The organism is Shinella sp. BE166 (assembly GCF_051201095.1).
In the GTDB taxonomy this organism is placed as follows: domain Bacteria; phylum Pseudomonadota; class Alphaproteobacteria; order Rhizobiales; family Rhizobiaceae; genus Shinella; species Shinella lacus.
In genome coordinates this window covers 144,906-164,317 of the sequence record NZ_JBPEHL010000004.1, presented here as the reverse complement: position 1 = coordinate 164,317, position 19,412 = coordinate 144,906, and the positions used below count along the sequence as shown (strand labels likewise).

The window sequence follows — 19,412 nt, the reverse complement described above, 5'->3', positions numbered from 1 at the left end:
CGGAAGGTCGCCTTGCCATGTCCAACATCGAAAACGACGATCAGGAAGACAAGCCGCTCGACCCGGTGATGGAAAACGTTCGTCGCAAGATGATGCGCCTGCAACTGGTCTCGGGCGGCATCATGCTTTTGATGTTCATGGCGGTGCTTGCGGCCATTGTCTACAAGATCAACACGCGCGAAAGCAAGCCGGAAGCCGCCGTCGCCGGCGGCGTTGCCGTGCCGAGCGATGCGCCGGTCAAGGCGACCGCGACGCTGCCCGACGGTTTCGCCGTCTCGGCCGTGTCGCAATCGGCCGGCCAGATCCTGTTTTACGGCGTGATGGCGGACGGCTTGCGCAAGGCCTTCCTCTTCGACATCGCGGCAAGCCGCATCGTCGCCGAGATCGACGTCAAGGGCAACTGATCCGCCATGGCGGCCGAACCGCTCCGCATAGAAGATCCAGCCGACCCGCGCATTGCCGGCTTCGTCTCGATCCGCGAGCGCGATCTCACGGGCCGTGACGGTCTGTTCATTGCCGAGGGCACGGTGGTGCTGCGCATGCTCGGCAGCGCGCAGGCGCGGCAAAACGGCTTTGCCGCCGAGGCGATCCTGCTTCTTGAAAGCCGCGTCGCGGGCGTTGCCGAGGTGCTTGCCGCCTTTCCGGAGACCGTGCCGATCTATGTCGCTGCGGCGCCGGTCTTCGATGCGATTGCCGGGTTCAACATGCATCGCGGCGTGCTGGCGCTCGGCCGCAAGCCGGCGCAGGCGCCGCCGCTGCTGCCATCGCTGCCGGAAACGAGCCTTGTGCTCGCCGGCTGTGGTCTCTCCAACCACGACAATGTCGGCTCGATCTTTCGCAATGCCGCTGCCTTCGGTGCGGATGCGGTGTTTCTCGACGAAACGAGCTGCGATCCGCTTTACCGCAAGTCGATCCGGGTCTCTGTCGGTTCCGTGCTGACGGTACCGTTTTCCCGCGGGCTCGCTGCCGAGGCGATGCTGCGGGGCCTGGCCGAGGCGGGCTACGAGATCTGGGGTCTTTCGCCGCGCGGTGCGGTCCCGGTAGGGGAAATCCCGGCGGCGCGTCGCATTGCGCTGGTGCTCGGCACGGAAGGCGAGGGGCTGCCGGAAAACATCCTGTCCTCCTTCCGCACGGCGCGCATTCCACAGCGGCCGGGGCTGGACAGCCTCAACGTCGCGACGGCCAGCGGCATCGCGCTCTACCAGATTGCGCTCACCATGGGGCGTGTCGCCTAGCAGCGCACGCCGTCCCACAATTCGTTCGGCGAGCCGGTCTGGTCCTGCCATTTGCCGGTGAAACCGCTGTAATCCGGCCTTATGGTGATGAAGAGCTTGCCGGTGCCATACATATCGCGCCAGTCGAGCCGGCGGTCGAGACCCTTGCCGGGTGGATCTTCCGTCAGCGTGCCGGTGCTGCGGCCGTCGCCGTCGGCGAATTCGTAGGTGCCGGTCAGCCGGCCGTCGCCCGTTAGCGACAGCACGGTGATCGCCTCGACCAGGTCGCCATTGCTCCACAGCCGGCCGCAATAGCGCCCGTCGATGCTCATCGCCTGCTTGGGCGAGGGGGCGGTCGCGCCGGAAATGCCGATCACCAATGCCAGGATTGCTGCCTTCATGCCGCCCTCCGGGGACGAATCAAGCTTCGTCGCCGCTGATCTGTTCGCGCACGCGCTGGGCGAGGCTGCGTTCGTCGCCGTCGAGCGCCGGATCGATCGTGGCGATGAGGTCGTGCACCGGCGAGCCGGCGCCTTCGCGCGCGGATGTCAGCACGATCATCTTGCTGGCGAGATCGGCCATTTCCTCGCGCAGCGCGGCGTCGTTGTCGCCGGTTTTCGCGGCGAGCAGCCGTTCCGAAAGTGCTGTGCCCTGGTTGCGCACGTCCTCTTCCAGCGCGCCGATGTCAATCGGCGGTGGCACCAGCTTTTCGGTGCGGCGGGCGGAAATGCGGCTTGTAGCGATGGTGCGGGCGAGCCCGGTGGACCGCATCGCTTTCACCGTGTCCTTGTTTTCCGCTGTCAACGTCTTCACCTTGTCGCGCAGGCGGCTGATTTCCGCGATGCGCCGTTCGATTGCATTGTCCTTGTCGGCGTTGCCGGCCAGCTCGCGCGTCAGCCGCGTTTCGAGCTGGCGCACGCGGCCCTCTTCGCGCGACAGGCGAATTTCCAGCGATTTTGCCGCCTGGCTCGCCGTCTTGATGTCCTCGCGCAGCTTGTCGCGCTCGTCCTTGAGATTGCCGATGCGGCTCTTCAGGCTCTCCATCGCCGTGTCGCGGGTGGCGAGGTCGATCTTCATATTGTCGAGGTCCGCCTCGAGATGATCGATGCGGCCGTGCAGGCTCTCTATGTCGGCTTCCTTGCCGCGGATCTCGCGGTCGGCAGTCGAAAGCGCCGTCTTCAGCTGCTCGGTCTTCATTTCCTCGCGGCGCAGCGCCGAGCGCATGTCGCCGGCCTCGATGTTCATGTCGGCGATCTGGGCGTGTAGCTCGGCGTTTTCCGTGCCGATCGACGCGGCCTGCGCCAGGAGTTTCTCGTTGCGCACCATTTCCAGCGTGTGTTTTTCGCGCTCGCGGCGCACGCTCTGCGACAGGCGGGCGTTTTCCGCGGCATAGGCGGCGCGGGCCATGTCCTTCTGCGCCCGCACTTCCTGCGGGCTGAGCGGCATCGTGGCGCGCATGCGCTCTTCGGTGAACTTGACGACGCGCTTCTGGATGGCCGGCGCGACGAGCAGACCGGTCAGCGTGGCGGCGAGAAAGCCGAGCGCGAAGAGAAGGGCATACTCGATCACAGGTCCACTCGTTCCAAAACGGCCCAAAACGGTTCAAGCAAGCGCACTATAGCGGCTCGCTCGAACTTTCACAGGGGGATGCCCGGCGAAATCAACTCTCGGTTAACCTGACGAGTGAGGGCCGCCATTCATTCGACCAAGGGGGTGATCAGAAGGGATTCCAGGTCGGCTCGCGGGTGAGCTTCAGGTAGCCGGCATTGATGCCGATGCGGGCGCCGACGCCCGTGCGGATCGGCACGAGCACGACGTCGCGGTTGACATTGACCTGCATGCCGACGCCGGCAATGACATAGGCCGAGCCGGAAACGCCGCCGTAGCGCTCATAGAGCGCATTGACGTCGGGCAGATTGTAGACGAGCATCATGGTGCGGCTGCCCTGGCCGCCCCAGTCGAGGCCGAGCGACGGGCCTTGCCAGAACACCGAATGCTGGCCGGCATTCTTGGTGTTCAGCGTGCCCTCGCCATAGGTCAGGCCCGCGACGAAGGCGCCGGACCCTTCCTGGCCGAGAATGTAGCCGTTGGGCAGGCCGTGGGATTCGAAAGCGCGTTCGACCACCTTGGCAAGGCCACCCGAGGTGGAGCCGAAGAAGCCGTGGCCGGCATCGACGATTTCCTGCATGGAATATTGGCCGCTGCTCTGCTGCGCCTGAGCGGGCAAAATCCAGAAGAGCGCCAGCAGCGCCGTTGTGACGATCCTGAACGCCGTCGTGACCAGTTTTGAAACACGCATGTCCCGTTCGCCTTCCTTCATGTCTCGGCCCCGTTCCATGCAGCAATTTGATCCGATCGTCTTAACAATCGGTTTACCAAATGTGGTGTCATTATGGCTGTCTTCAATTCGGGTACGCCTCGCGCAATTCCGGCGTGTTATGCGTCGCGCAGGATGCCCGCGACAGTGCCCTGTGAGGCCGCCGCGTTGCAAGAATACGTGGACCTGGGAGAAATTTATGGCGAAAAATCCGAACCTTACGCTGACCGGTCCCGATCTGGCAGCGCTTCTTTGCAGCCGCGTCTGCCATGACGTCATCTCGCCCGTCGGCGCGATCAACAACGGGCTGGAACTGCTCGACGAGGGCGGCGCTGATTCGGAGGCGATGGACCTCATCCGCACCAGCGCGCTGAATGCGTCCGTCCGTCTGAAGTTCGCACGGCTCGCTTTCGGTGCCTCCGGCTCGGTCGGCGCCTCCATCGATACGGGCGAGGCGGAAAAGGCGGCGCGCGATTTCGCCGTCGCCGAGAAGAAGACCGAGATCACCTGGACGGGGCCGCGCGCCATCGTCGCGAAGAACCGGGTCAAGCTTCTGCTCAACCTGTTCCTCGTCGCCTACGGCGCCATCCCGCGCGGCGGCTCGATCGACGTGACGCTGGAAAACCCGGAAACCGATGCGGTCTTCAAGCTCACCGCCAAGGGCCGCATGCTGCGCGTGCCGCCGAAATTCATGGAGATCCTCTCCGGCACGCCGGAAGAGTCGGTCGACGCCCATTCGATCCAGCCCTATTACACGGTGCTGCTGGCGGACGAGGCGGGCATGCAGCTCGACGTGGCGGCTTCGCCCGAAGAGATCGTCTTCTCCGCCCGCGTGGTCGCCGCCGAGGCGTAAAACAATGCGGCCAGGGTTCGTTAACCATGGCCGCTAACGCTTTGTTTGCCAGCCGCCGGTACAGTTGCAACCTGTAATCTTCCCGCAGCTCAAGAGCGGGAGACCCTAGGAGCAGCTAATGCAGCGGTTGATGATCGCCGATGGTTCCGACGTCGTCCGTAAGGTCGGCAAGCGTATTCTCTCCGGTTTCAATTTCCTCGTGCTGGAAGCGTCGAGCTCGCTCGAGGCGCTGGTGCGTTGCGAGGCGGAGCTGCCGAACATCATCATCGTCGATGCGACGATGGACGGTGCGATCGAGCTGATCGGCAATATCCGCAACCTGCCGCAGGGCAAGTCGGTGCGCATCTACTATTGCGTGGTCGAGGCGGACCTCAAGAAGATGATGATGGGCAAGCGCGCCGGTGCCGACGACTTCCTGCTGAAGCCGTTCGACCGCAAGATCCTGACCCAGGTCTTCGGCAATCTTTCGATCGCCGCCTGAAACGACTGACCTTAATCTGACGACATCGACGCGGCCGCTCGTGAAGAGCCGGCCGCGTTTTCGTTCCGGGCTAATCTCTCTGACACACAACGAAAAAACCCGCCGGCGAAGCGGCGGGTTGGAATTCTGGAGCGGGGAGGGTGGTATCAGGCGCTTTCGGCGAAGTCGCCATCGGGCTCTCGCAGCACGTAGCCGCGGCCCCAGACCGTCTCGATATAGTTCGCGCCGCCGGCGGCGTTCGCAAGCTTCTTGCGCAGCTTGCAGATGAAGACGTCGATGATCTTCAGTTCCGGCTCGTCCATGCCGCCATAAAGGTGGTTCAGGAACATTTCCTTGGTGAGCGTGGTACCCTTGCGGAGCGAAAGCAGCTCCAGCATCTGGTATTCCTTGCCCGTCAGGTGCACGCGCTGGCCACCGACCTCGACCGTCTTGGCATCGAGGTTGACGATGAGTTCGCCCGTCGAGATGACCGACTGGGCATGGCCCTTGGAACGGCGCACGATGGCGTGAATGCGTGCGACAAGCTCGTCCTTGTGGAACGGCTTTGTCATGTAGTCGTCGGCGCCGAAGCCGAGGCCGCGCACCTTGTCCTCGATGCCGGCCATGCCGGAGAGGATGAGGATCGGCGTCTTGACCTTGGACAGGCGAAGCGTGCGCAGAACCTCGTAACCCGACATGTCGGGGAGGTTCAGATCGAGCAGGATGATGTCGTAATCGTACAACTTGCCCAGATCGACACCTTCCTCGCCGAGGTCGGTGGTATACACATTAAAACTTTCGGACTTCAGCATCAATTCGATGCTCTGCGCCGTCGCGCTGTCGTCCTCAATGAGTAGAACCCGCATATCTGTCCCCTTTTCCGCCGCTCAAGGTTTCTGGCCCCCTACGCGATACGGATCCAGTCGTTGCCTGATTTGGAGGCTGCCATGAAATGGTTAACAAATCCTGATTCAGTTTGGCAAGATGCATCGATCTGTTAATTATTTTAGGCAGGCTCCTGATTTTATGGATGAATCAGAATTGTGTCTCTTAATATGTTCCTTCAAGAAACACAGCTAACCGACTCTTTCGACTCATCAATGCGCCCCACCTCTTTTTTGCGAACCGCATTTACTGAGCCTTAAATCCTCGCACCTATGATTAACGATGCCCGTAAACGAAAGGTTACCAGCGGTAGGGTTTTATTAATATCGCTGAATTTTTTTCGGGGCCCGGTGCGTTTTGCCGGGTTTCGGGCGCAAGACGGCTTCCGGCGTGTGGAAAACACCGCGCTTCGGGGGCTGATTTGGAATGCGGAGTGCGTGGTTGCCGAGAGAATCAGGCCGCCATTCGCTCCAATGCCGGGGTCTCGCTATCCACGGGAGTATTGCGTATGAAGTCGCGTGAGAGCCTAGTTCGCCTGAAGGAATTTCAGGTGAAAGACAAGAGACGGCAGCTGGCCCAGCTTCAGTTGATGATGTCCGAATTCGAACGGATGTCGAAGGAACTGGAAACCCAGATCGCCATCGAGGAAAAGAAGTCCGGGATCACCGATCCCAACCACTTCGCTTATCCCACCTTCGCCAAGGCAGCGCGTCAGCGCTCCGACAATCTTCAGGTCTCCATCCGGGAACTGAAGGTGCAGCAGGATGCGGCGGAACTGGCACTGGAAGAGGCGGAGGCGGAGTTCGCCAAGGCTTCGGCGCTGGAAGAGCGCGACAACGCGGTTCGGCTTCGCGCCTGATCCGTTTCAATTCGAAGGACCTTCGCGAGCGGCCGGAAGACCGCTCACGAGGGTTCTTCGCGTTGCGTCGATTTCCGCTTAGAGATTGACGACGTCCTGCCAGTCCTTGTGGCGCATCGCCTGCGCCCGGAAGAAGGGGCAGAGCGGCATGATCTTCCAGCCGCCCGCCCGCGCCGCCTCCACCGCATGGGCCGCGAGCGCCTGGCCGACGCCCTTGCCACGCAGCGCATCCGGCACGCCGGTATGATCGACGATGACGAGCTTCGGCGAGGTGCGGGAGTATGTCACCTCCGCTTCGTGCCCCTCGACGATGATGGAATAGCGGCCCTTCGAACCGGTTTCTTCGTCCTTGATATCCATGATGGTCCTCGCTTGCGGTTGCGTTGGCGCCATCCTTTCCTGTCCCGGCGGATCCGGCAAGCCATCCGGATGTGAACGGAGTGTGCTGCGTCAGAGCCTGGCGAATGCTATGCAGGGCGCATCGAAACCTTCGACGTGTGCCCATGATTCTCGCCGTACCCGCTCTTCTCGTTCTCTCCGCGCTGTTCCTGGCCTTCGGCCTTGTCCTGCCGCTCGTGCGCTTCGAAAAACTGTATTTCTTCAACGAGACGCCGTCCCTGATCGATATCGTCGTCTCGCTCTGGGCGCAGGGCAGCGGCGGGCTGGCCGTGCTGGTCGGCCTGTTTTCCATCGTCTTCCCGGTCATCAAGCTCTTCGCCATCGCGCTGGAGGCGACCGCGCCGACGCCGGCCGACGGCAAGGCGAACTGGATCGCCCGGCTGCTTCCGCTGCTCGGCAAATGGTCGATGATGGATGTGATGCTGGTGGCGCTGGTCATCGTCGCGGCGAAGACGAGCGGCATGGCCTCGGCCTTCACCCAGCCTGGCGTGTGGTTCTACGCCGCCTCGGCCATCATGACCGGGCTCCTGCAGATGAAGCTGCAACCGCGCTGAAAATTGATAAAAAGAACTACGGCTGCGCGAGGCGCAGCCCCCCATCCCTGAACAAAACTACGGCTGCGCGAGGCGCAGCCGTAGGGGTCTTGATCAAAAATGGGACGCTAGTGGCGGTATTGCTGGATGCGCGTGGTGCGCAGGCCGGCAAGGCCATGGTCGTTGATCGAGGACTGCCAGGAGAGGAATTCTTCGACCGTCAGCGTATAACGTTCACAGGCTTCTTCGAGGCTCAAGAGCCCGCCGCGCACCGCGGCGACGACTTCTGCCTTCCGGCGAATCACCCAGCGCCGCGTATTGGCCGGCGGCAGATCGGCAATTGTCAGAGGGCTGCCATCGGGGCCGATGACGTATTTAACGCGTGGTCGTATCAGATCGGTCATTGGACTCTCTACATAAACTCAAGACCATATCCCCGGACTGTAGCTTGCCACATTTAAGATTTGCCTAAACGCATGCTAACAATTTTCTAATCATTTGAGCGGCTTCGCCGATCGTGCGGGGCTCTGTAAGCGCCGGTTTCCGTTACGTTTGTCTATGCGCGCTCTCGCAGAGCCTGCATGGGAGCCATGCAAATAAAACGTTTCTCTTTTATTCAAATACTGCTAATAAGCCCGAAAATTTGGGGGCGGCATCGTTGATGTCACCGGAAGCCCCCAGGATGCATCCAAATGAATTCTATCCGCGAGCTGTTTCCCTTTGGGACATGGCTGACGCGGCGTTTTTCGTCGTGTTTCACCGCGATGGTGCTCCTGTAATTTTCCGGACCGAGAATGCACACGAGCCCGGCGCGCGTCCGCGCCGGCTGTTGGAAACGGAAAATGAGAGATCCAGACAACATGCTCCTGCAGCAGGGTTGGTCGCCCGAATTCCTGTCGACGGCCAATATTGAAACCGTGCAGACCGAATATGAGGTGCTGCACCTCATGCGCCAGTGCGCCAACCATTTTCGCTTCAGCCATTTCCTGGTGTCGCGTTTTCCGGCCAACGGACAGCAGCGTTTTGCAGAGCGCCTGCTCGTCAGCAACTGGCCGGCCGATCTCGTGCGCAAATATGATGCGATGAACCTGTTCCACGTCAGCCGTCTGGCGATCGAGACCGGTATGACGAAGCTGCCCGTTCAGGGCGACAGCTCGCTTCTGGCACCATCGGACTGGGAAAGCGGCCAGGCCGGCGAGGCGATCACGCTTGCCGAAAGCTACGGCCTTTCCGGTTCCACGGCGCTGCTCATGCATTCCACGACCTCCGATCCCTATCTGATGGTCTTCTCCGGCACGCGCACGCCGCTTGCCTGGCCGGAGCTGACGGAGCTGCATTTCGCCGCCCTCCAGCTGTTCGAATGCCTGGAAAAGACCTTTGTCGCGGCGACGGCGGGGCGGGAAAAGCTGTCGAGCCGCGAGGTCGAGTGCCTGCGCTGGGCCGCCGCCGGCAAGAGCAGCGACGAGATCGCCATCATCCTGGGCATCTCGGTCTACACGGTGAGCAGCTATTTCAAGAGCGCCACCCGCAAGCTCCAGGCCGTCAACCGCATGCAGGCGATTGCGATCGCGCTCCGCCTGCGCCTCATCTGACTTTCCGTTCGCGCGCGATAGCCCCTTTCTGCGGACCGGGAGGGGCGATCCCGCGTGCGGCCGGAAAGACGAGGTTTCCGGCCTTCTCTTGCCCTCGGGGCGGCAAGTTTCTATATGTCGCCCCAGAGGCGTCCCGACAGTGACGGGGCGCCGCAACGGCCGGTTTCCGGCGTTTCAGTCAAAGGTGTTTGCGGCAAGCCCCGAAGGCGGCGGCCGCAGCATCGGAACGGACCTCGCGTGAACAGTCTCGATTTCGACCGGAAGCCAGAAGATACGCGTGTCGTCGTCGCCATGTCGGGCGGCGTCGACAGTTCCGTGGTGGCCGGAATCCTGAAACGCGAGGGTTATGACGTCCTCGGCATCACTCTGCAGCTCTACGATCATGGCGCCGCCATGCACCGTGCCGGCTCCTGCTGCGCCGGCCAGGATATCGACGATGCGCGCCGCGTCTGCGAAACGATCGGCATTCCGCACTATGTGCTCGATTACGAAAAGCGTTTTCGCGAGACGGTGATCAACCCCTTTGCCGAAAGTTACATCGCCGGCGAAACGCCGATCCCCTGCGTCGCCTGCAACCAGACCGTCAAGTTCGCCGATCTCCTGGCCACCGCCAAGGAACTCGGCGCGGATGCGCTGGCGACCGGCCATTATATCCGCTCGCGCCCGAACCCGACCGCCGCAGCGCCGGAGCGCCGCGCGCTTTACCGCCCGGTCGATGCGGAGCGCGACCAGAGCTATTTCCTCTTCGCGACCACCCAGGAGCAGATCGATTATCTGCGCTTCCCGCTCGGCCATCTTTCGAAGGCCGAAACCCGGGCGCTTGCGGAAGAGATGGGCCTCGTCGTCGCCAAGAAGGCCGATAGCCAGGACATCTGTTTCGTGCCGCAGGGCAAATATACCGATATCGTCAACAAGCTGAAGCCAAACGCGGCGCTCGCCGGCGACATCGTGCATATCGACGGCCGCGTGCTCGGCCAGCATGACGGCATCCTGCACTATACGATCGGCCAGCGCCGCGGCATCGGCATTGCCACCGGCGAGCCGCTCTACGTCGTCTATCTCGACGCCCGCTCGCGCCGCGTCATCGTCGGCCCGAAGGAAGCGCTGGAAACGCGCCGCCTCTATCTGCGCGACATCAACTGGCTCGGCGACGGCGATCTCGAAACCGTCGCTGCGGCCGGTTTCGATTGTTACGCCAAGGTGCGCTCGACGCGCCCGCCGCGCCCTGCACGCCTGCAGTCCGGCCCCGGCGGCATCTATGTCGAGCTTGCGGAAGGCGAAGCCGGCGTCGCTCCAGGCCAGGCCTGCGCGCTCTATTCCGGCGAAGGCGAGGACGCCCGCATTTACGGCGGCGGCTTCATCCAGCGCTCGGAACGCGAAACGGCGGCGGAAGACGCCCTCAAGCGCATTCTCTCCACCCCCGTGGCCGCCTGAAAAGCCACGCCCGCCAAGGCCTTTGCGGACAAAGCGATTTTTGTGCGAACGTCGCTTGACACCCGCAGGAACAGCACCTTATAAGCCGCCCACCGGACGGAAAACGGACCTCGTTTCCATCGTCCCTTCGGTCGGCGGAGTAGCTCAGTAGGTTAGAGCAGAGGAATCATAATCCTTGTGTCGGGGGTTCGAATCCCTCCTCCGCTACCAGCCGGAATCACGGACAGTTCCGTGTCGATTAAACCGGCCATATAATCCCTTGATTTTGATTTCGCAGGGTTACCGTTTCACCGCCCGCGACCCAGCTCGGCTGATCGGTCGCTCGCTTTGACGATGCTATCGGACAGGTGTAATCTGCATGCATATCATTGGGAGCATCAGCCATGCGTGTTGGAGTGCTCGTCGTTGGTTTGGCAATTGCCGCGATCCCCACCTTGGCGGATGCCCACAATTGCAAATGCCGAAATCGTGATGTCATGTTCGAGCTTGGCCAGACCTCCTGCCTGAGGGTTGATGGAGGCTCCTACCTCGCGCGCTGTGAGATGAAGCTTAACGTCTCGTCCTGGACCAAGATCCAGGAAGGTTGCCCCGTGACGGAACGAGCGTATTCGCAGCCGACCCTCATCAATTGATCGCTTCGTCAGGGCCGCCTTGCCGTTGCTCGAGTGTTCCGCCCACAGTCGCTTCCGGCCGCGGAACCGTTCGGCTACAGCGCCTGGAGGCGTCGCGGGAATGGGGACTGGAGCGTTGATGCCCTTGGGCGGTCCAGCCGATACTGGAAGGTCTCGATCTCGGTATCTGCAAACCGTCCCTGCTCTCGAAGCGCTATCATCGCCAAGGCAATCAGTTGGCTATCGGTAGCGCTGCCATCGTCAGGGACAGGGATGAGAGCCAATAGTTCACGGGCGCCTCCACTAGTATAGGCTCTGATGATAACATCCTGCATGGTAGCTTCCCCAATTAGGAGTAGCATATACCCGGCCTGTCGATTTGATCTACGCCTCCGAGGGGGCGGTTGTGCCAGTCCCGTAGTGTCCGGCGCCGGATGTCACGCGCGAGTCACGACCTTCCGCCGCGGGATTGAGAAAGAAAAGCACGCGCGAGGCTGAAAAGACTTCCACTAGATCGGGCTCCGGACATGGGAGATGCTACGCGTCTGCCAATTTGGCGTCGCCGCCAAGGACGTCATCGCTATGACGCACGCTCGATCCGTTCAGTCCAATCACCCTGCATCTGGCCAGTGATTGATGCATCAACAGGTTTCACCTTTTCAAATCTCGTTGTTAGTTCCGGTCCGCAGGTGTGGGATCTTCGCCTCCGCCGGCAGGGCCGAGGCCGCCGCCGCCCATTCCCATGCCGCCGCCACCTCCACCTCCACCCCGCGAGCCTTCTTTTCCGCGCTCACCCTTGGTGCGGCCGCCGCTGCTTGCCGGGCGGGTCGGGCCTTGCATCGGGATTGCCAGGTCGGATGGGACGGGGTCGAGATCGAGCGCCTCTCGGATGAAGGCGCGGAGGGAGACGACGAGTTCGTGGGTGTGGACGGGACGGCCCGCGATGAGTTCCCGGGCCGCTTTCTCCGCCAGGCGAACCTGCGCCTCCGTACCGAGCAGCATGATATCGGAAAGTGCTGCCTCGACGTCGTCGCGGATGCGCCTGCGACGCTCGGAACTCGCGACGACGCCGTCCGCCTCTCCGTCCACTGGCTCAGCGGATGGTTCTGCGCGTCGTCGCAGATCGCGAAGATGCGTGGGGTCGACGGCGAGATTGCCGGTGAAGGAGCCGCCCAAGGTCTTGTAGGCCGCGATGAGGGTTTTCAGGCGTTCGTTGATCTGGCGGTTCGTGCGCTCCCGGCGCTGCTGGATCGTGAACATCATGATCAGGCGGATGCCGATGCTGATCAGCGTAAACAGGGCGAGCCCGATCAGCGTTGCCAGAAGGTTGTACCAGGAGCTGAAATCGAGGTTGCGCAACATGTTATCCGGTCTCTCTTGCCGCCAGCGTCCGGATCATATCCGACGCGTCTGGAAATGCATCCGCCATGGATGAAGAAGGATAGCTCCTTGGGTAAGCACGCAAGAGCCGCGGGATCGAGAGCGGTAAACCGCCCGCGCGCGCAGAGGGGCTTTCGGCCTCTTTGCCTGCCGCATCCACATCCCGGTAACCATATCTTCAAGAGATCGTAGCACTGTCTCGCGCAGGAGACAGGCGATGGTGAAGAAGACGACCAGGCGGAAGAAGACGTCGGGGACGAAGCGTTCCACGGCGGCGCGGCGGGGCGGCATGGCGCATTGGTATGTGCTGGGCGCGGCCGTCGTGGGCGGGATTGTCTATATGGACAATTGGGTGCCGGGGCCGGAAACGGCGGCGACCGGGATCCGCACGGCCTCCATCGAGCGCAAGGCCAAGACGGTGGAGCGTGAGGCCGTTTTGCCGCGGCCGAAGCAGCGGCCGGCCGAGGCGGTGGAGCAGGCGTTGCCTGCGGCGGAGAAACTGCCGGCCTTTTCGGGAAAATGGTTCATCTGCACGACGCAGACCGATTATTGCGTGCTCGACGGCAGCACTATTCTTTATGCCGGTCGCAAGGTTCGGCTGGCCGATATCGATGCGCCGGCGATCGCCGAGGCGCGCTGCGATGCCGAGCGTTCGCGCGGCGGCGATGCCAAGCTGCGGCTGCGGGAAATCCTGAACGAGGGCGACGTGACGCTGGTTTCGGCCAAAAGCGGCGCGGATGGAAAGACGAAGTCGGCGCCGCATCTGGTGCTGCGCGGCGGGCAGTCGATCGGTAACCGCATGGTGCGCGAAGGCCTCGCGAAACCGTGGACGGGCCGGCATCAATCCTGGTGCGGTTGATGGCTTTGACGCTTGCACAACCTGTGCCTTTCCGGCACAAGCCATGCGCAAGCCTGCGGTCCTATGCTTTCCGTTAACCGGGATGGTGCCGGCTGGAAAGGGACAATGATATGTCGAAAGACCTCGAGCGCTATAGCGATCCGGACAATGCAACGGTCGCGCTCTTCCTCCTCGAAAACGATGCGGACGAACTGACGGACATCCTGGTGGCCGCGCTGGACGAGGCCTTCCGCATTCTCGACGACGAAGCGTCGCCTGCGACTTTCCACTGATCGCCAAGACGAAGAGGGGCCCTTGAGGCCCCTCTCGCTTTTTGAGGATCGCGAGGCGAATCAGCTCGCGGCCACGACCTGGCGCTGCGTGCCGAGGCCGGCGATGGAGACTTCCATGCGGTCGCCGGGCTTCAGGTAACGCGGCGGCTTCATGCCCATGCCGACGCCGGGCGGCGTGCCGGTGGTGATGACATCGCCGGGTTCCAGCACCATGAACTGCGAGATGTAGTGAACGAGGAAGGGCACCTTGAAGACCATGGTGCTGGAGGAGCCGTTCTGCACCAGTTCGCCGTTGACGCTGAGCGTCATGGCGAGGTCGCCGGTCTCCACCTCGTCCGTCGTCACCAGCCAGGGGCCGATCGGGCCGAAGGTCGGGCAGCCCTTGCCCTTGGTCCACTGGCCGCCGCGCTCGATCTGGTAGGCGCGCTCGGAGACGTCGTTGCACACGCAATAGCCCGCCACATAGTCGAGCGCGTCGGCTTCCGAGACGTAGGATGCGCGCTCGCCGATCACGACCGCGAGTTCCACTTCCCAGTCGGTCTTTTCCGAGCCGCGCGGAATGAGGATCGTGTCATCCGGGCCGACGATGCAGGAGGGGGCCTTGTTGAACAGCACCGGTTCGCTCGGCACGGCCATGCCGCTTTCCGCCGCGTGGTCGGCATAGTTGAGGCCGACGGCGATGAAATTGCCGACGCGGCCGACGCAGGCGCCGAAGCGGCTGTCTTCCGGCGCGAGCGGCAGGCTCTTCGGATCGATCGCGGCGAGGCGCTTCAGGCCCTCGCGGCCGAGCACGTCGCCGGCAATATCCGCCACCACGCCGGAAAGGTCGCGCACCTTGCCGTCTGCATCGATCATTCCGGGCTTTTCCGCGCCCGCCGCGCCAAAGCGCACCAGCTTCATGAGATTCTCCGTAAACTGTCTGTTTCACCGATTTCGGTTGCGCGCACCTTCCATCCGGTTTTACATCGAGTCAACGATTTTCGAAAATCTCTGTGATTTTATAAATTGGGTGAGGGGCGATGGACCAGAAGAAGCCGGGCGGGCGCACGCTTGCGGGCGATGCCTATGAGGCGATCCGCCAATCGATCCGCACGGGCGCGGTAAAGCCGGGCGACCGGCTTCGCTTCGCCGACCTCCAGGCGCTGTGCGGCATGAGTGTCACGCCGGTGCGCGAGGCGCTGGCGCGGCTGACGGCGGAAGGGTTTACCGTGCTGGACGATCACCGCGGCTATAGCGTCGCGAGCCTCTCGCTTGCGGAGCTGCGCGACATCACCGCCGCGCGGCAGCTCTGCGAGGGCGAGGCGCTGCGGCTGTCGGTGACGAAGGGGGATGGAGATTGGGAAGCCGGCCTGATCGCCGCGCATCACCTGATGGCGCGCATTCCGCAGGCGCGCGAGGATATTCCGTCGGCCATGCGGGAGGATTGGGAGGCGCGGCATGCGACGTTTCACGCAGCGCTGATCGCGGCCTGTGGTTCGCCGATCCTGCTGGAAATCTGTGAGAAGCTTTTTTCGCGTGCCGATCGTTACCGGCGCCTGTCGGTCAGCCTCACCGGCGGCGCGCGGGATGTGACGGGCGAACACCGCCGGCTGATGGAACTCGCGCTGGCGCGCGACGCCGATGGGGCGGCCGCGGCACTCCGCGAGCACTACGGCCGGACGGCCGCAGCGCTCGAGGGTTTTTTCAAGGTTTGACGCTTACTTGCTGGCGACGGCCGTCGGCGCGCCGATCTCGGCACCGCCGCCGATCGCCACGTTGAGGGCCACGTAGTCGCGGGCAAGCTGGCGAATTGCCGAAGCGAGCGCGAGGCGGGCATCAGCGACGTTGCGTTCGGCATCGAGCACGTCGAGGATGGTGCTGGCGCCGCCGCGATAGCTTTCGCGCGCGAGGTTCAGGGTCTGCTCGAAGGTGCTGACGACCTTGCGCAGGGCTGCGACCGTCTGGCCGTCGCGGATCAGCGCCGTCTGGGCATTTTCCACTTCCTCGACCGCCTGCAGCACCGTCGACTTCCAGGTCAGGTACTGCTGCTCGGCCTCAGACCGGGCGATCTTGACCTGCGCCTTAAGCGCGCCGCCATTGAAGATCGGCAGGCTCAACGTCGGGCCGAAGGACCAGCTCGTCAGGTTGCCGGTTGCCGCATTGGTAAAGTTGCGCGTTGCGCCGATCGAGCCGCCGAGCTCGATGCTCGGGTAGAGATCGGCTTCCGCGACGCCGATGCTGGCCGTCGCCGCCTGGAGGCGGCGCTCGGCCGCGCGGATGTCCGGACGGTTGCGGATGAGATCGGCCGGCACGCCGGTGCGCGTCGCATAACGCGGCATCGGCTGGGCAGAGCCCTTGATCAGGCTGGAGGTGATCGTGCTGGCCGGCACGCCGAGCAGCGTCGCGATATGGTTGGCCGCCTGATGGAAGCCGGTTTCGAGCGCCGGCAGGTCGGCGAGCGTCTGGTTGACGAGGCCTTCGGCCTGCAGCACGTCGAGGCTGGAGGCGGCGCCCGCTTCCTTGATCTCGTTGGTGAGCTTCAGCGTTTCGCGGCGCGACACCAGGTTCTTGCGGTTGAGCGCCAGCGCTTCCTGGAAGTAGCGCGCATTGACATAGCTCGACACGAGATCCGAGAGATAGGCGAGGCGGGCAACGCTGACATCGTCATAGGCGGCGTCGAGCGAGGCATTCGCGGCTTCCTTCGAGCGGCGGTACTGGCCGAAGAAGTCGAGCAGCCACGAGGCGCTCAAGCCGGCATTGAGCTGCTTCGACGACGAGGAATCGCGGCCCGAGGTGCGGCGCAGGTAGTTGCCGTCCTGACCGCTGGCATTCGCGTCCGCAGAAGCGCCGATGCTCGGCAGCGCGCCGGCGCCGGCGACGATGACATTGGCCTCGGCCGCCGTGATGCGCTCCAGCGCCTGGAGCACGGTGAGGTTTTCGCCCAGGCCCTGGTGCACGAGATCATTGAGGCGCCGGTCGCGGAACGATTCCCACCACGGATTGAGCGAAACGCTCTCGCCGGTCGTTGCCTTGCTTTCCGAAAACTTCGCCGGCAGCGCGGTGTCGGGCTTCTGATAATCGGGGCCTACGACGCAGCCCGACAGGAGGAGCATGCTCAGAGGAAAAAGCGTCCTGGTGAAATTCATGGTCATACCTTGTCGGCCGTCGCGGCATATTAACTGAACAAAATCGAGATTCACTCTTTATTCATGTTTGGACGGAAGATCGAGCCCCCGCCCAAAAAAGAATGGTCCCACAACGTTTTTTCCCCGCTTCCCTGGAAGGGTGTGTCCGCCGTGCAACTGGGGCAATTGCTCCAGCGTCGCACCTTTGCTCGTTTAGCGGAAGATTCCGATTTTGAACGCCCCGCCAGGTTGCGCCACGGCATTTCCCCGGAATATCCGTCTTTGCGACATATTTTCCTGAAAAATGCTGCAAGCGCGAACATTATTTTGCGATTCGAATTGTCACACAAATTCGGCAGTAATTTTTTCCAAAATTATGCCGATTCCATTGACAAAGAAGGGAGAGCTGATTATGTGTTTGAGCATCGCATGAGGACCGCATGCGTTTCCCCCGGTCCACACTCTGGAGCCTTCATTTCAAGGTTCCAGCGCCAACAAGAGGGAGTGTGTCATGTACAATATCAACTGCATCGCCTCCGTGCGTGTGGCGTACTCCTGTCGTGAAACGATTACAGGGAAAGCGCATACGGCCCTCCGCCGAATGTGAGTTGGTTTCCCTCTTCGAATTAAGCGCAAATGAGAATTGGCTGTGCCCTCGGGTACGGCAGGAGTTGTTATGCAAAAGCAGGTTATCGAAATCGGTGGTGAGGCCGTCGGCGTTGTCGTTCCCGATGAGGATCGACTGAAGTTCGTCGCGGTCAAATATTCCGTGTGGGATCTGGATTCCCAGCGCTTCTCGTCGGCAGACGAAGTGCGCGTGGCGATCCGCCGTCTCCTCAATGATCCGTCCGCCTCGGCGCGGGCGCGGTCCCCGGCCAATATTGCGGCCGCCTGAACCCGGATTCTGAACGATCTGGCGCCATTCGCGCCGATCATCGGCCGGCCTCGCTCGACAGCGGGGCCGGTCTTGTTTTGTAGACAGTCCATTCACCGGCCATCCGCTGGCGCGCGCTACCAAATCCTGCTTGTGTACCTCCCGAAAGGAGGTGCTCCATGACAAGCGGCATCCATCACATCACGGCGATCACCCGGAAAATCCAGGCGAATGTCGATTTCTACGTGGGTTTCCTCGGCCTCCGGCTCGTCAAGCGCACGGCGGGTTACGAGGACGCCGACCAGCTCCACCTGATTTACGGCGATGCGGTCGCGAGCCCCGGCTCGCTCGTCACCTTCCTTGCCTGGGAGGATGGCTCCCCCGGCCGCGTCGGGCTCGGCCAGCCGTCGGAGATCGCGCTTTCCATCCGCCCGGAAGCGATCGGCTTCTGGCTGACGCGCGCGCTGACCTACAATATCGCGCTCACCGGGCCGACGCAGGAATTCGGCGAAGCCGTGCTGCGGCTGAAGGATCCGGACGGCATCATCGTCAAGCTCGTCGGCGAGGCGGATGTCGAAGGGCCGGCGCCGCATGTCACGAAGGACATTGTGGCTGCGGACGCCGTTCAGCGCATCCGCAGTGCGACGATCCTGTCGGAAAAGCCGGCGGAGACGGCGGCCTTCATTGCCGGGCATTTCGGTTTTCGCACGGTTGCCGAGGCGAACGGCATCACCCGGCTTGCGGGGGAGGCGGGCGACGTGCTCGACATCCGCAATGCCAGCGGCTTCTGGACCTCGGCGCCCGGCACCGGCACGATCGACCATATCGCGCTGAGGGCACCGGATTTGGCCGCCGTGGAAGCGGTCGCCGCCCGGCTTGCCGCGGAAGACGTGGGCGATACCAACATGCACGACCGGAAATATTTCCACTCGCTCTATGTGCGCGAGCCCGGCGGTTCGCTGGTCGAATATGCGACGGACGGCCCCGGCATGACGGTGGACGAGCCGTTGGAGACGCTCGGCAGCGCGCTGTTCGTGCCCCGGCATTTCCGGACCGATCCGGATGACGTCCGGGCGCGGCTTCCGCAGTTTTCGCTGCCGGGAGAAGAGCGCATGCGCGAGCGCGATTTGCCGTTCGTGCACCGGCTGCACCGCCCCGACGATCCGGACGGCACGACCGTCGTGCTGCTGCACGGCACGGGCGGCAACGAGACGAGCCTGCTGCCCTTCGGCGCAAGGCTGGCGCCGCGCGCCGCGTTGCTCAGCCCGCGCGGGCGCAGTTTCGAGGAGGGCGTTCCGCGATTCTTCCGCCGGCTGACCGCTCTCACCTTCGACCAGAAGGACATTGCCGGTGAAGCGGAAGCCTTTGCGGCCTTCATGGAGGAGGCGAATGCGGCTTACGGGCTCGATCCGGCGAAAACGCTGTTCATCGGCTATTCGAACGGGGCGAACATGATCGGCGCGGTCATGCAGCTCTATCCGGGCCTCATCCGCAACGCCGTGCTGCTGCGGGGCATGAATGTGCTGGAAAGCCGGCCCGAGATCGACCTTTCGGGCACGAATGTGCTGATGCTCACCGGCGAATCGGACCCTTACGGCACCCATGCCACCGAACTCGAAGCGCGGCTAAAGGCGGCCGGCGCCTCGGTCGAGAACACTCTGCTCCCCGCCGGCCACGATATCGGCGCCGCCGATGCGGAACTGGCCAAGGCCTACAAGGAGCGGATCATCGGCTGACGAAAAAAAGGGCGCGCCGGGAAACCGGCG

The 19,412-nt window shown here is 62.9% G+C and carries 23 protein-coding genes and 1 tRNA gene; 15 read left to right on the top strand and 9 right to left on the bottom strand.

From position 1 onward, the window contains the following. Positions 1-17 precede the first annotated feature (17 nt). Together J2Y63_RS11425 and J2Y63_RS11420 are read left to right on the top strand one after the other, a co-directional pair. Positions 18-404: a hypothetical protein gene (locus J2Y63_RS11425; protein ID WP_435266170.1), complete on the top strand. Its 387-nt coding sequence runs from the start codon at positions 18-20 to the stop codon at positions 402-404. Positions 405-410: 6 nt separating this feature from the next. After that, on the top strand, positions 411-1,235 hold the full coding sequence (locus tag J2Y63_RS11420) for a TrmH family RNA methyltransferase (protein WP_435266169.1): 825 nt from the start codon (positions 411-413) through the stop codon (positions 1,233-1,235). Here J2Y63_RS11420 and J2Y63_RS11415 read toward each other — a convergent pair. From J2Y63_RS11415 to J2Y63_RS11405, 3 genes are all read right to left on the bottom strand, one after another. Next, on the bottom strand, positions 1,232-1,615 hold the full coding sequence (locus tag J2Y63_RS11415; protein ID WP_435266168.1) for a hypothetical protein: 384 nt from the start codon (positions 1,613-1,615) through the stop codon (positions 1,232-1,234). The two genes, J2Y63_RS11420 and J2Y63_RS11415, sit on opposite strands and share 4 nt — an antisense overlap. A gap of 19 nt (positions 1,616-1,634) precedes the next feature. After that, complete coding sequence (locus J2Y63_RS11410; protein WP_435266167.1) at positions 1,635-2,783, bottom strand: hypothetical protein; 1,149 nt, start codon at positions 2,781-2,783, stop codon at positions 1,635-1,637. Positions 2,784-2,931: 148 nt separating this feature from the next. Further along, entirely contained in the window at positions 2,932-3,513 is a 582-nt protein-coding gene (locus J2Y63_RS11405) for a DUF1134 domain-containing protein (RefSeq protein ID WP_256121026.1), read from the bottom strand. A gap of 217 nt (positions 3,514-3,730) precedes the next feature. Here J2Y63_RS11405 and chpT point away from each other — a divergent pair, with 217 nt between their 5' ends. Further along, positions 3,731-4,384 carry a histidine phosphotransferase ChpT gene (gene chpT / locus J2Y63_RS11400; RefSeq protein WP_256121027.1) on the top strand — a complete coding sequence of 218 codons (654 nt, stop codon included), beginning with the start codon at positions 3,731-3,733 and terminating at the stop codon, positions 4,382-4,384. A 118-nt stretch (positions 4,385-4,502) separates the two neighbouring features. Then, positions 4,503-4,865, top strand: coding sequence for a response regulator (locus tag J2Y63_RS11395; protein ID WP_256121028.1), 363 nt, complete (start codon positions 4,503-4,505; stop codon positions 4,863-4,865). 146 nt (positions 4,866-5,011) lie between these two features. Here the strand turns inward: J2Y63_RS11395 and ctrA are convergent, their stop codons facing one another. Continuing rightward, the gene (ctrA, locus tag J2Y63_RS11390) at positions 5,012-5,710 is read right to left on the bottom strand and encodes a response regulator transcription factor CtrA (protein WP_024270822.1); all 699 of its coding nucleotides are present in this window, start codon (positions 5,708-5,710) and stop codon (positions 5,012-5,014) included. Positions 5,711-6,237: 527 nt separating this feature from the next. On the opposite strand from ctrA, the gene J2Y63_RS11385 reads away from it, so the two are divergent. Continuing rightward, positions 6,238-6,588 (top strand): flagellar export protein FliJ, encoded by a 351-nt coding sequence (locus J2Y63_RS11385; protein ID WP_256121029.1) that lies wholly within the window; start codon positions 6,238-6,240, stop codon positions 6,586-6,588. A 78-nt stretch (positions 6,589-6,666) separates the two neighbouring features. Here J2Y63_RS11385 and J2Y63_RS11380 read toward each other — a convergent pair whose 3' ends face one another. Then, complete coding sequence (locus J2Y63_RS11380) at positions 6,667-6,948, bottom strand: GNAT family N-acetyltransferase (RefSeq protein ID WP_435266166.1); 282 nt, start codon at positions 6,946-6,948, stop codon at positions 6,667-6,669. 143 nt (positions 6,949-7,091) lie between these two features. On the opposite strand from J2Y63_RS11380, the gene J2Y63_RS11375 reads away from it, so the two are divergent. Next, entirely contained in the window at positions 7,092-7,541 is a 450-nt protein-coding gene (locus J2Y63_RS11375) for a paraquat-inducible protein A (protein WP_435266165.1), read from the top strand. Positions 7,542-7,648: 107 nt separating this feature from the next. On the opposite strand, the gene J2Y63_RS11370 is transcribed toward J2Y63_RS11375, so the two are convergent. Further along, positions 7,649-7,924, bottom strand: a complete 276-nt coding sequence (locus J2Y63_RS11370) for a DUF1153 domain-containing protein (protein WP_023515011.1) — start codon at positions 7,922-7,924, stop codon at positions 7,649-7,651. Between the two features lie 438 nt (positions 7,925-8,362). Between J2Y63_RS11370 and J2Y63_RS11365 the strand changes: the two genes are divergently transcribed. The 4 genes from J2Y63_RS11365 to J2Y63_RS11350 all read left to right on the top strand — a co-directional run bounded on the left by J2Y63_RS11365 (position 8,363) and on the right by J2Y63_RS11350 (position 11,178). Then, on the top strand, positions 8,363-9,112 hold the full coding sequence (locus tag J2Y63_RS11365; RefSeq protein ID WP_435266164.1) for a LuxR C-terminal-related transcriptional regulator: 750 nt from the start codon (positions 8,363-8,365) through the stop codon (positions 9,110-9,112). Between the two features lie 237 nt (positions 9,113-9,349). Then, positions 9,350-10,546, top strand: a complete 1,197-nt coding sequence (gene mnmA, locus J2Y63_RS11360) for a tRNA 2-thiouridine(34) synthase MnmA (RefSeq protein ID WP_435266163.1) — start codon at positions 9,350-9,352, stop codon at positions 10,544-10,546. 133 nt (positions 10,547-10,679) lie between these two features. Further along, positions 10,680-10,756 (top strand) — tRNA-Met (locus tag J2Y63_RS11355). A gap of 173 nt (positions 10,757-10,929) precedes the next feature. Then, a complete protein-coding gene (locus J2Y63_RS11350) occupies positions 10,930-11,178 on the top strand; it encodes a hypothetical protein (RefSeq protein ID WP_435266162.1) in 249 nt (82 codons plus the stop codon). 651 nt (positions 11,179-11,829) lie between these two features. On the opposite strand, the gene J2Y63_RS11345 is transcribed toward J2Y63_RS11350, so the two are convergent. Then, positions 11,830-12,519 carry a hypothetical protein gene (locus J2Y63_RS11345; RefSeq protein WP_435266161.1) on the bottom strand — a complete coding sequence of 230 codons (690 nt, stop codon included), beginning with the start codon at positions 12,517-12,519 and terminating at the stop codon, positions 11,830-11,832. A 235-nt stretch (positions 12,520-12,754) separates the two neighbouring features. Here J2Y63_RS11345 and J2Y63_RS11340 point away from each other — a divergent pair, with 235 nt between their 5' ends. Continuing rightward, positions 12,755-13,396, top strand: coding sequence for a thermonuclease family protein (locus tag J2Y63_RS11340; protein WP_435266160.1), 642 nt, complete (start codon positions 12,755-12,757; stop codon positions 13,394-13,396). 110 nt (positions 13,397-13,506) lie between these two features. Beyond that, the gene (locus J2Y63_RS11335; protein WP_256121037.1) at positions 13,507-13,668 is read left to right on the top strand and encodes a hypothetical protein; all 162 of its coding nucleotides are present in this window, start codon (positions 13,507-13,509) and stop codon (positions 13,666-13,668) included. 60 nt (positions 13,669-13,728) lie between these two features. Here the strand turns inward: J2Y63_RS11335 and J2Y63_RS11330 are convergent, their stop codons facing one another. Beyond that, entirely contained in the window at positions 13,729-14,568 is an 840-nt protein-coding gene (locus J2Y63_RS11330; protein ID WP_435266159.1) for a fumarylacetoacetate hydrolase family protein, read from the bottom strand. 119 nt (positions 14,569-14,687) lie between these two features. Here J2Y63_RS11330 and J2Y63_RS11325 point away from each other — a divergent pair, with 119 nt between their 5' ends. Continuing rightward, positions 14,688-15,362 (top strand): GntR family transcriptional regulator, encoded by a 675-nt coding sequence (locus J2Y63_RS11325; protein WP_435266158.1) that lies wholly within the window; start codon positions 14,688-14,690, stop codon positions 15,360-15,362. Positions 15,363-15,365: 3 nt separating this feature from the next. Here J2Y63_RS11325 and J2Y63_RS11320 read toward each other — a convergent pair whose 3' ends face one another. Further along, positions 15,366-16,793: an efflux transporter outer membrane subunit gene (locus tag J2Y63_RS11320; protein ID WP_256121040.1), complete on the bottom strand. Its 1,428-nt coding sequence runs from the start codon at positions 16,791-16,793 to the stop codon at positions 15,366-15,368. A gap of 655 nt (positions 16,794-17,448) precedes the next feature. On the opposite strand from J2Y63_RS11320, the gene J2Y63_RS11315 reads away from it, so the two are divergent. After that, entirely contained in the window at positions 17,449-17,667 is a 219-nt protein-coding gene (locus J2Y63_RS11315) for a hypothetical protein (protein ID WP_435266157.1), read from the top strand. 158 nt (positions 17,668-17,825) lie between these two features. Beyond that, positions 17,826-19,382, top strand: a complete 1,557-nt coding sequence (locus tag J2Y63_RS11310; RefSeq protein ID WP_435266156.1) for a VOC family protein — start codon at positions 17,826-17,828, stop codon at positions 19,380-19,382. Positions 19,383-19,412 lie beyond the last annotated feature (30 nt).

Bases quoted from the DNA above. Each gene is read 5' to 3' on its own strand.
- J2Y63_RS11365 (WP_435266164.1), top strand. From the start codon at position 8,363: ATGAGAGATCCAGACAACATGCTCCTGCAGCAGGGTTGGTCGCCCGAA.
- J2Y63_RS11310 (WP_435266156.1), top strand. From the start codon at position 17,826: ATGACAAGCGGCATCCATCACATCACGGCGATCACCCGGAAAATCCAG.
- J2Y63_RS11380 (WP_435266166.1), bottom strand. From the start codon at position 6,948: ATGGATATCAAGGACGAAGAAACCGGTTCGAAGGGCCGCTATTCCATC.
- J2Y63_RS11370 (WP_023515011.1), bottom strand. From the start codon at position 7,924: ATGACCGATCTGATACGACCACGCGTTAAATACGTCATCGGCCCCGAT.
- J2Y63_RS11325 (WP_435266158.1), top strand. From the start codon at position 14,688: ATGGACCAGAAGAAGCCGGGCGGGCGCACGCTTGCGGGCGATGCCTAT.
- J2Y63_RS11420 (WP_435266169.1), top strand. From the start codon at position 411: ATGGCGGCCGAACCGCTCCGCATAGAAGATCCAGCCGACCCGCGCATT.
- J2Y63_RS11345 (WP_435266161.1), bottom strand. From the start codon at position 12,519: ATGTTGCGCAACCTCGATTTCAGCTCCTGGTACAACCTTCTGGCAACG.
- J2Y63_RS11385 (WP_256121029.1), top strand. From the start codon at position 6,238: ATGAAGTCGCGTGAGAGCCTAGTTCGCCTGAAGGAATTTCAGGTGAAA.
- chpT (WP_256121027.1), top strand. From the start codon at position 3,731: ATGGCGAAAAATCCGAACCTTACGCTGACCGGTCCCGATCTGGCAGCG.
- J2Y63_RS11335 (WP_256121037.1), top strand. From the start codon at position 13,507: ATGTCGAAAGACCTCGAGCGCTATAGCGATCCGGACAATGCAACGGTC.
- J2Y63_RS11350 (WP_435266162.1), top strand. From the start codon at position 10,930: ATGCGTGTTGGAGTGCTCGTCGTTGGTTTGGCAATTGCCGCGATCCCC.
- J2Y63_RS11320 (WP_256121040.1), bottom strand. From the start codon at position 16,793: ATGAATTTCACCAGGACGCTTTTTCCTCTGAGCATGCTCCTCCTGTCG.
- J2Y63_RS11405 (WP_256121026.1), bottom strand. From the start codon at position 3,513: ATGCGTGTTTCAAAACTGGTCACGACGGCGTTCAGGATCGTCACAACG.
- J2Y63_RS11425 (WP_435266170.1), top strand. From the start codon at position 18: ATGTCCAACATCGAAAACGACGATCAGGAAGACAAGCCGCTCGACCCG.
- J2Y63_RS11340 (WP_435266160.1), top strand. From the start codon at position 12,755: ATGGTGAAGAAGACGACCAGGCGGAAGAAGACGTCGGGGACGAAGCGT.
- J2Y63_RS11375 (WP_435266165.1), top strand. From the start codon at position 7,092: ATGATTCTCGCCGTACCCGCTCTTCTCGTTCTCTCCGCGCTGTTCCTG.
- J2Y63_RS11315 (WP_435266157.1), top strand. From the start codon at position 17,449: ATGCAAAAGCAGGTTATCGAAATCGGTGGTGAGGCCGTCGGCGTTGTC.
- J2Y63_RS11330 (WP_435266159.1), bottom strand. From the start codon at position 14,568: ATGAAGCTGGTGCGCTTTGGCGCGGCGGGCGCGGAAAAGCCCGGAATG.
- J2Y63_RS11395 (WP_256121028.1), top strand. From the start codon at position 4,503: ATGCAGCGGTTGATGATCGCCGATGGTTCCGACGTCGTCCGTAAGGTC.
- J2Y63_RS11415 (WP_435266168.1), bottom strand. From the start codon at position 1,615: ATGAAGGCAGCAATCCTGGCATTGGTGATCGGCATTTCCGGCGCGACC.
- ctrA (WP_024270822.1), bottom strand. From the start codon at position 5,710: ATGCGGGTTCTACTCATTGAGGACGACAGCGCGACGGCGCAGAGCATC.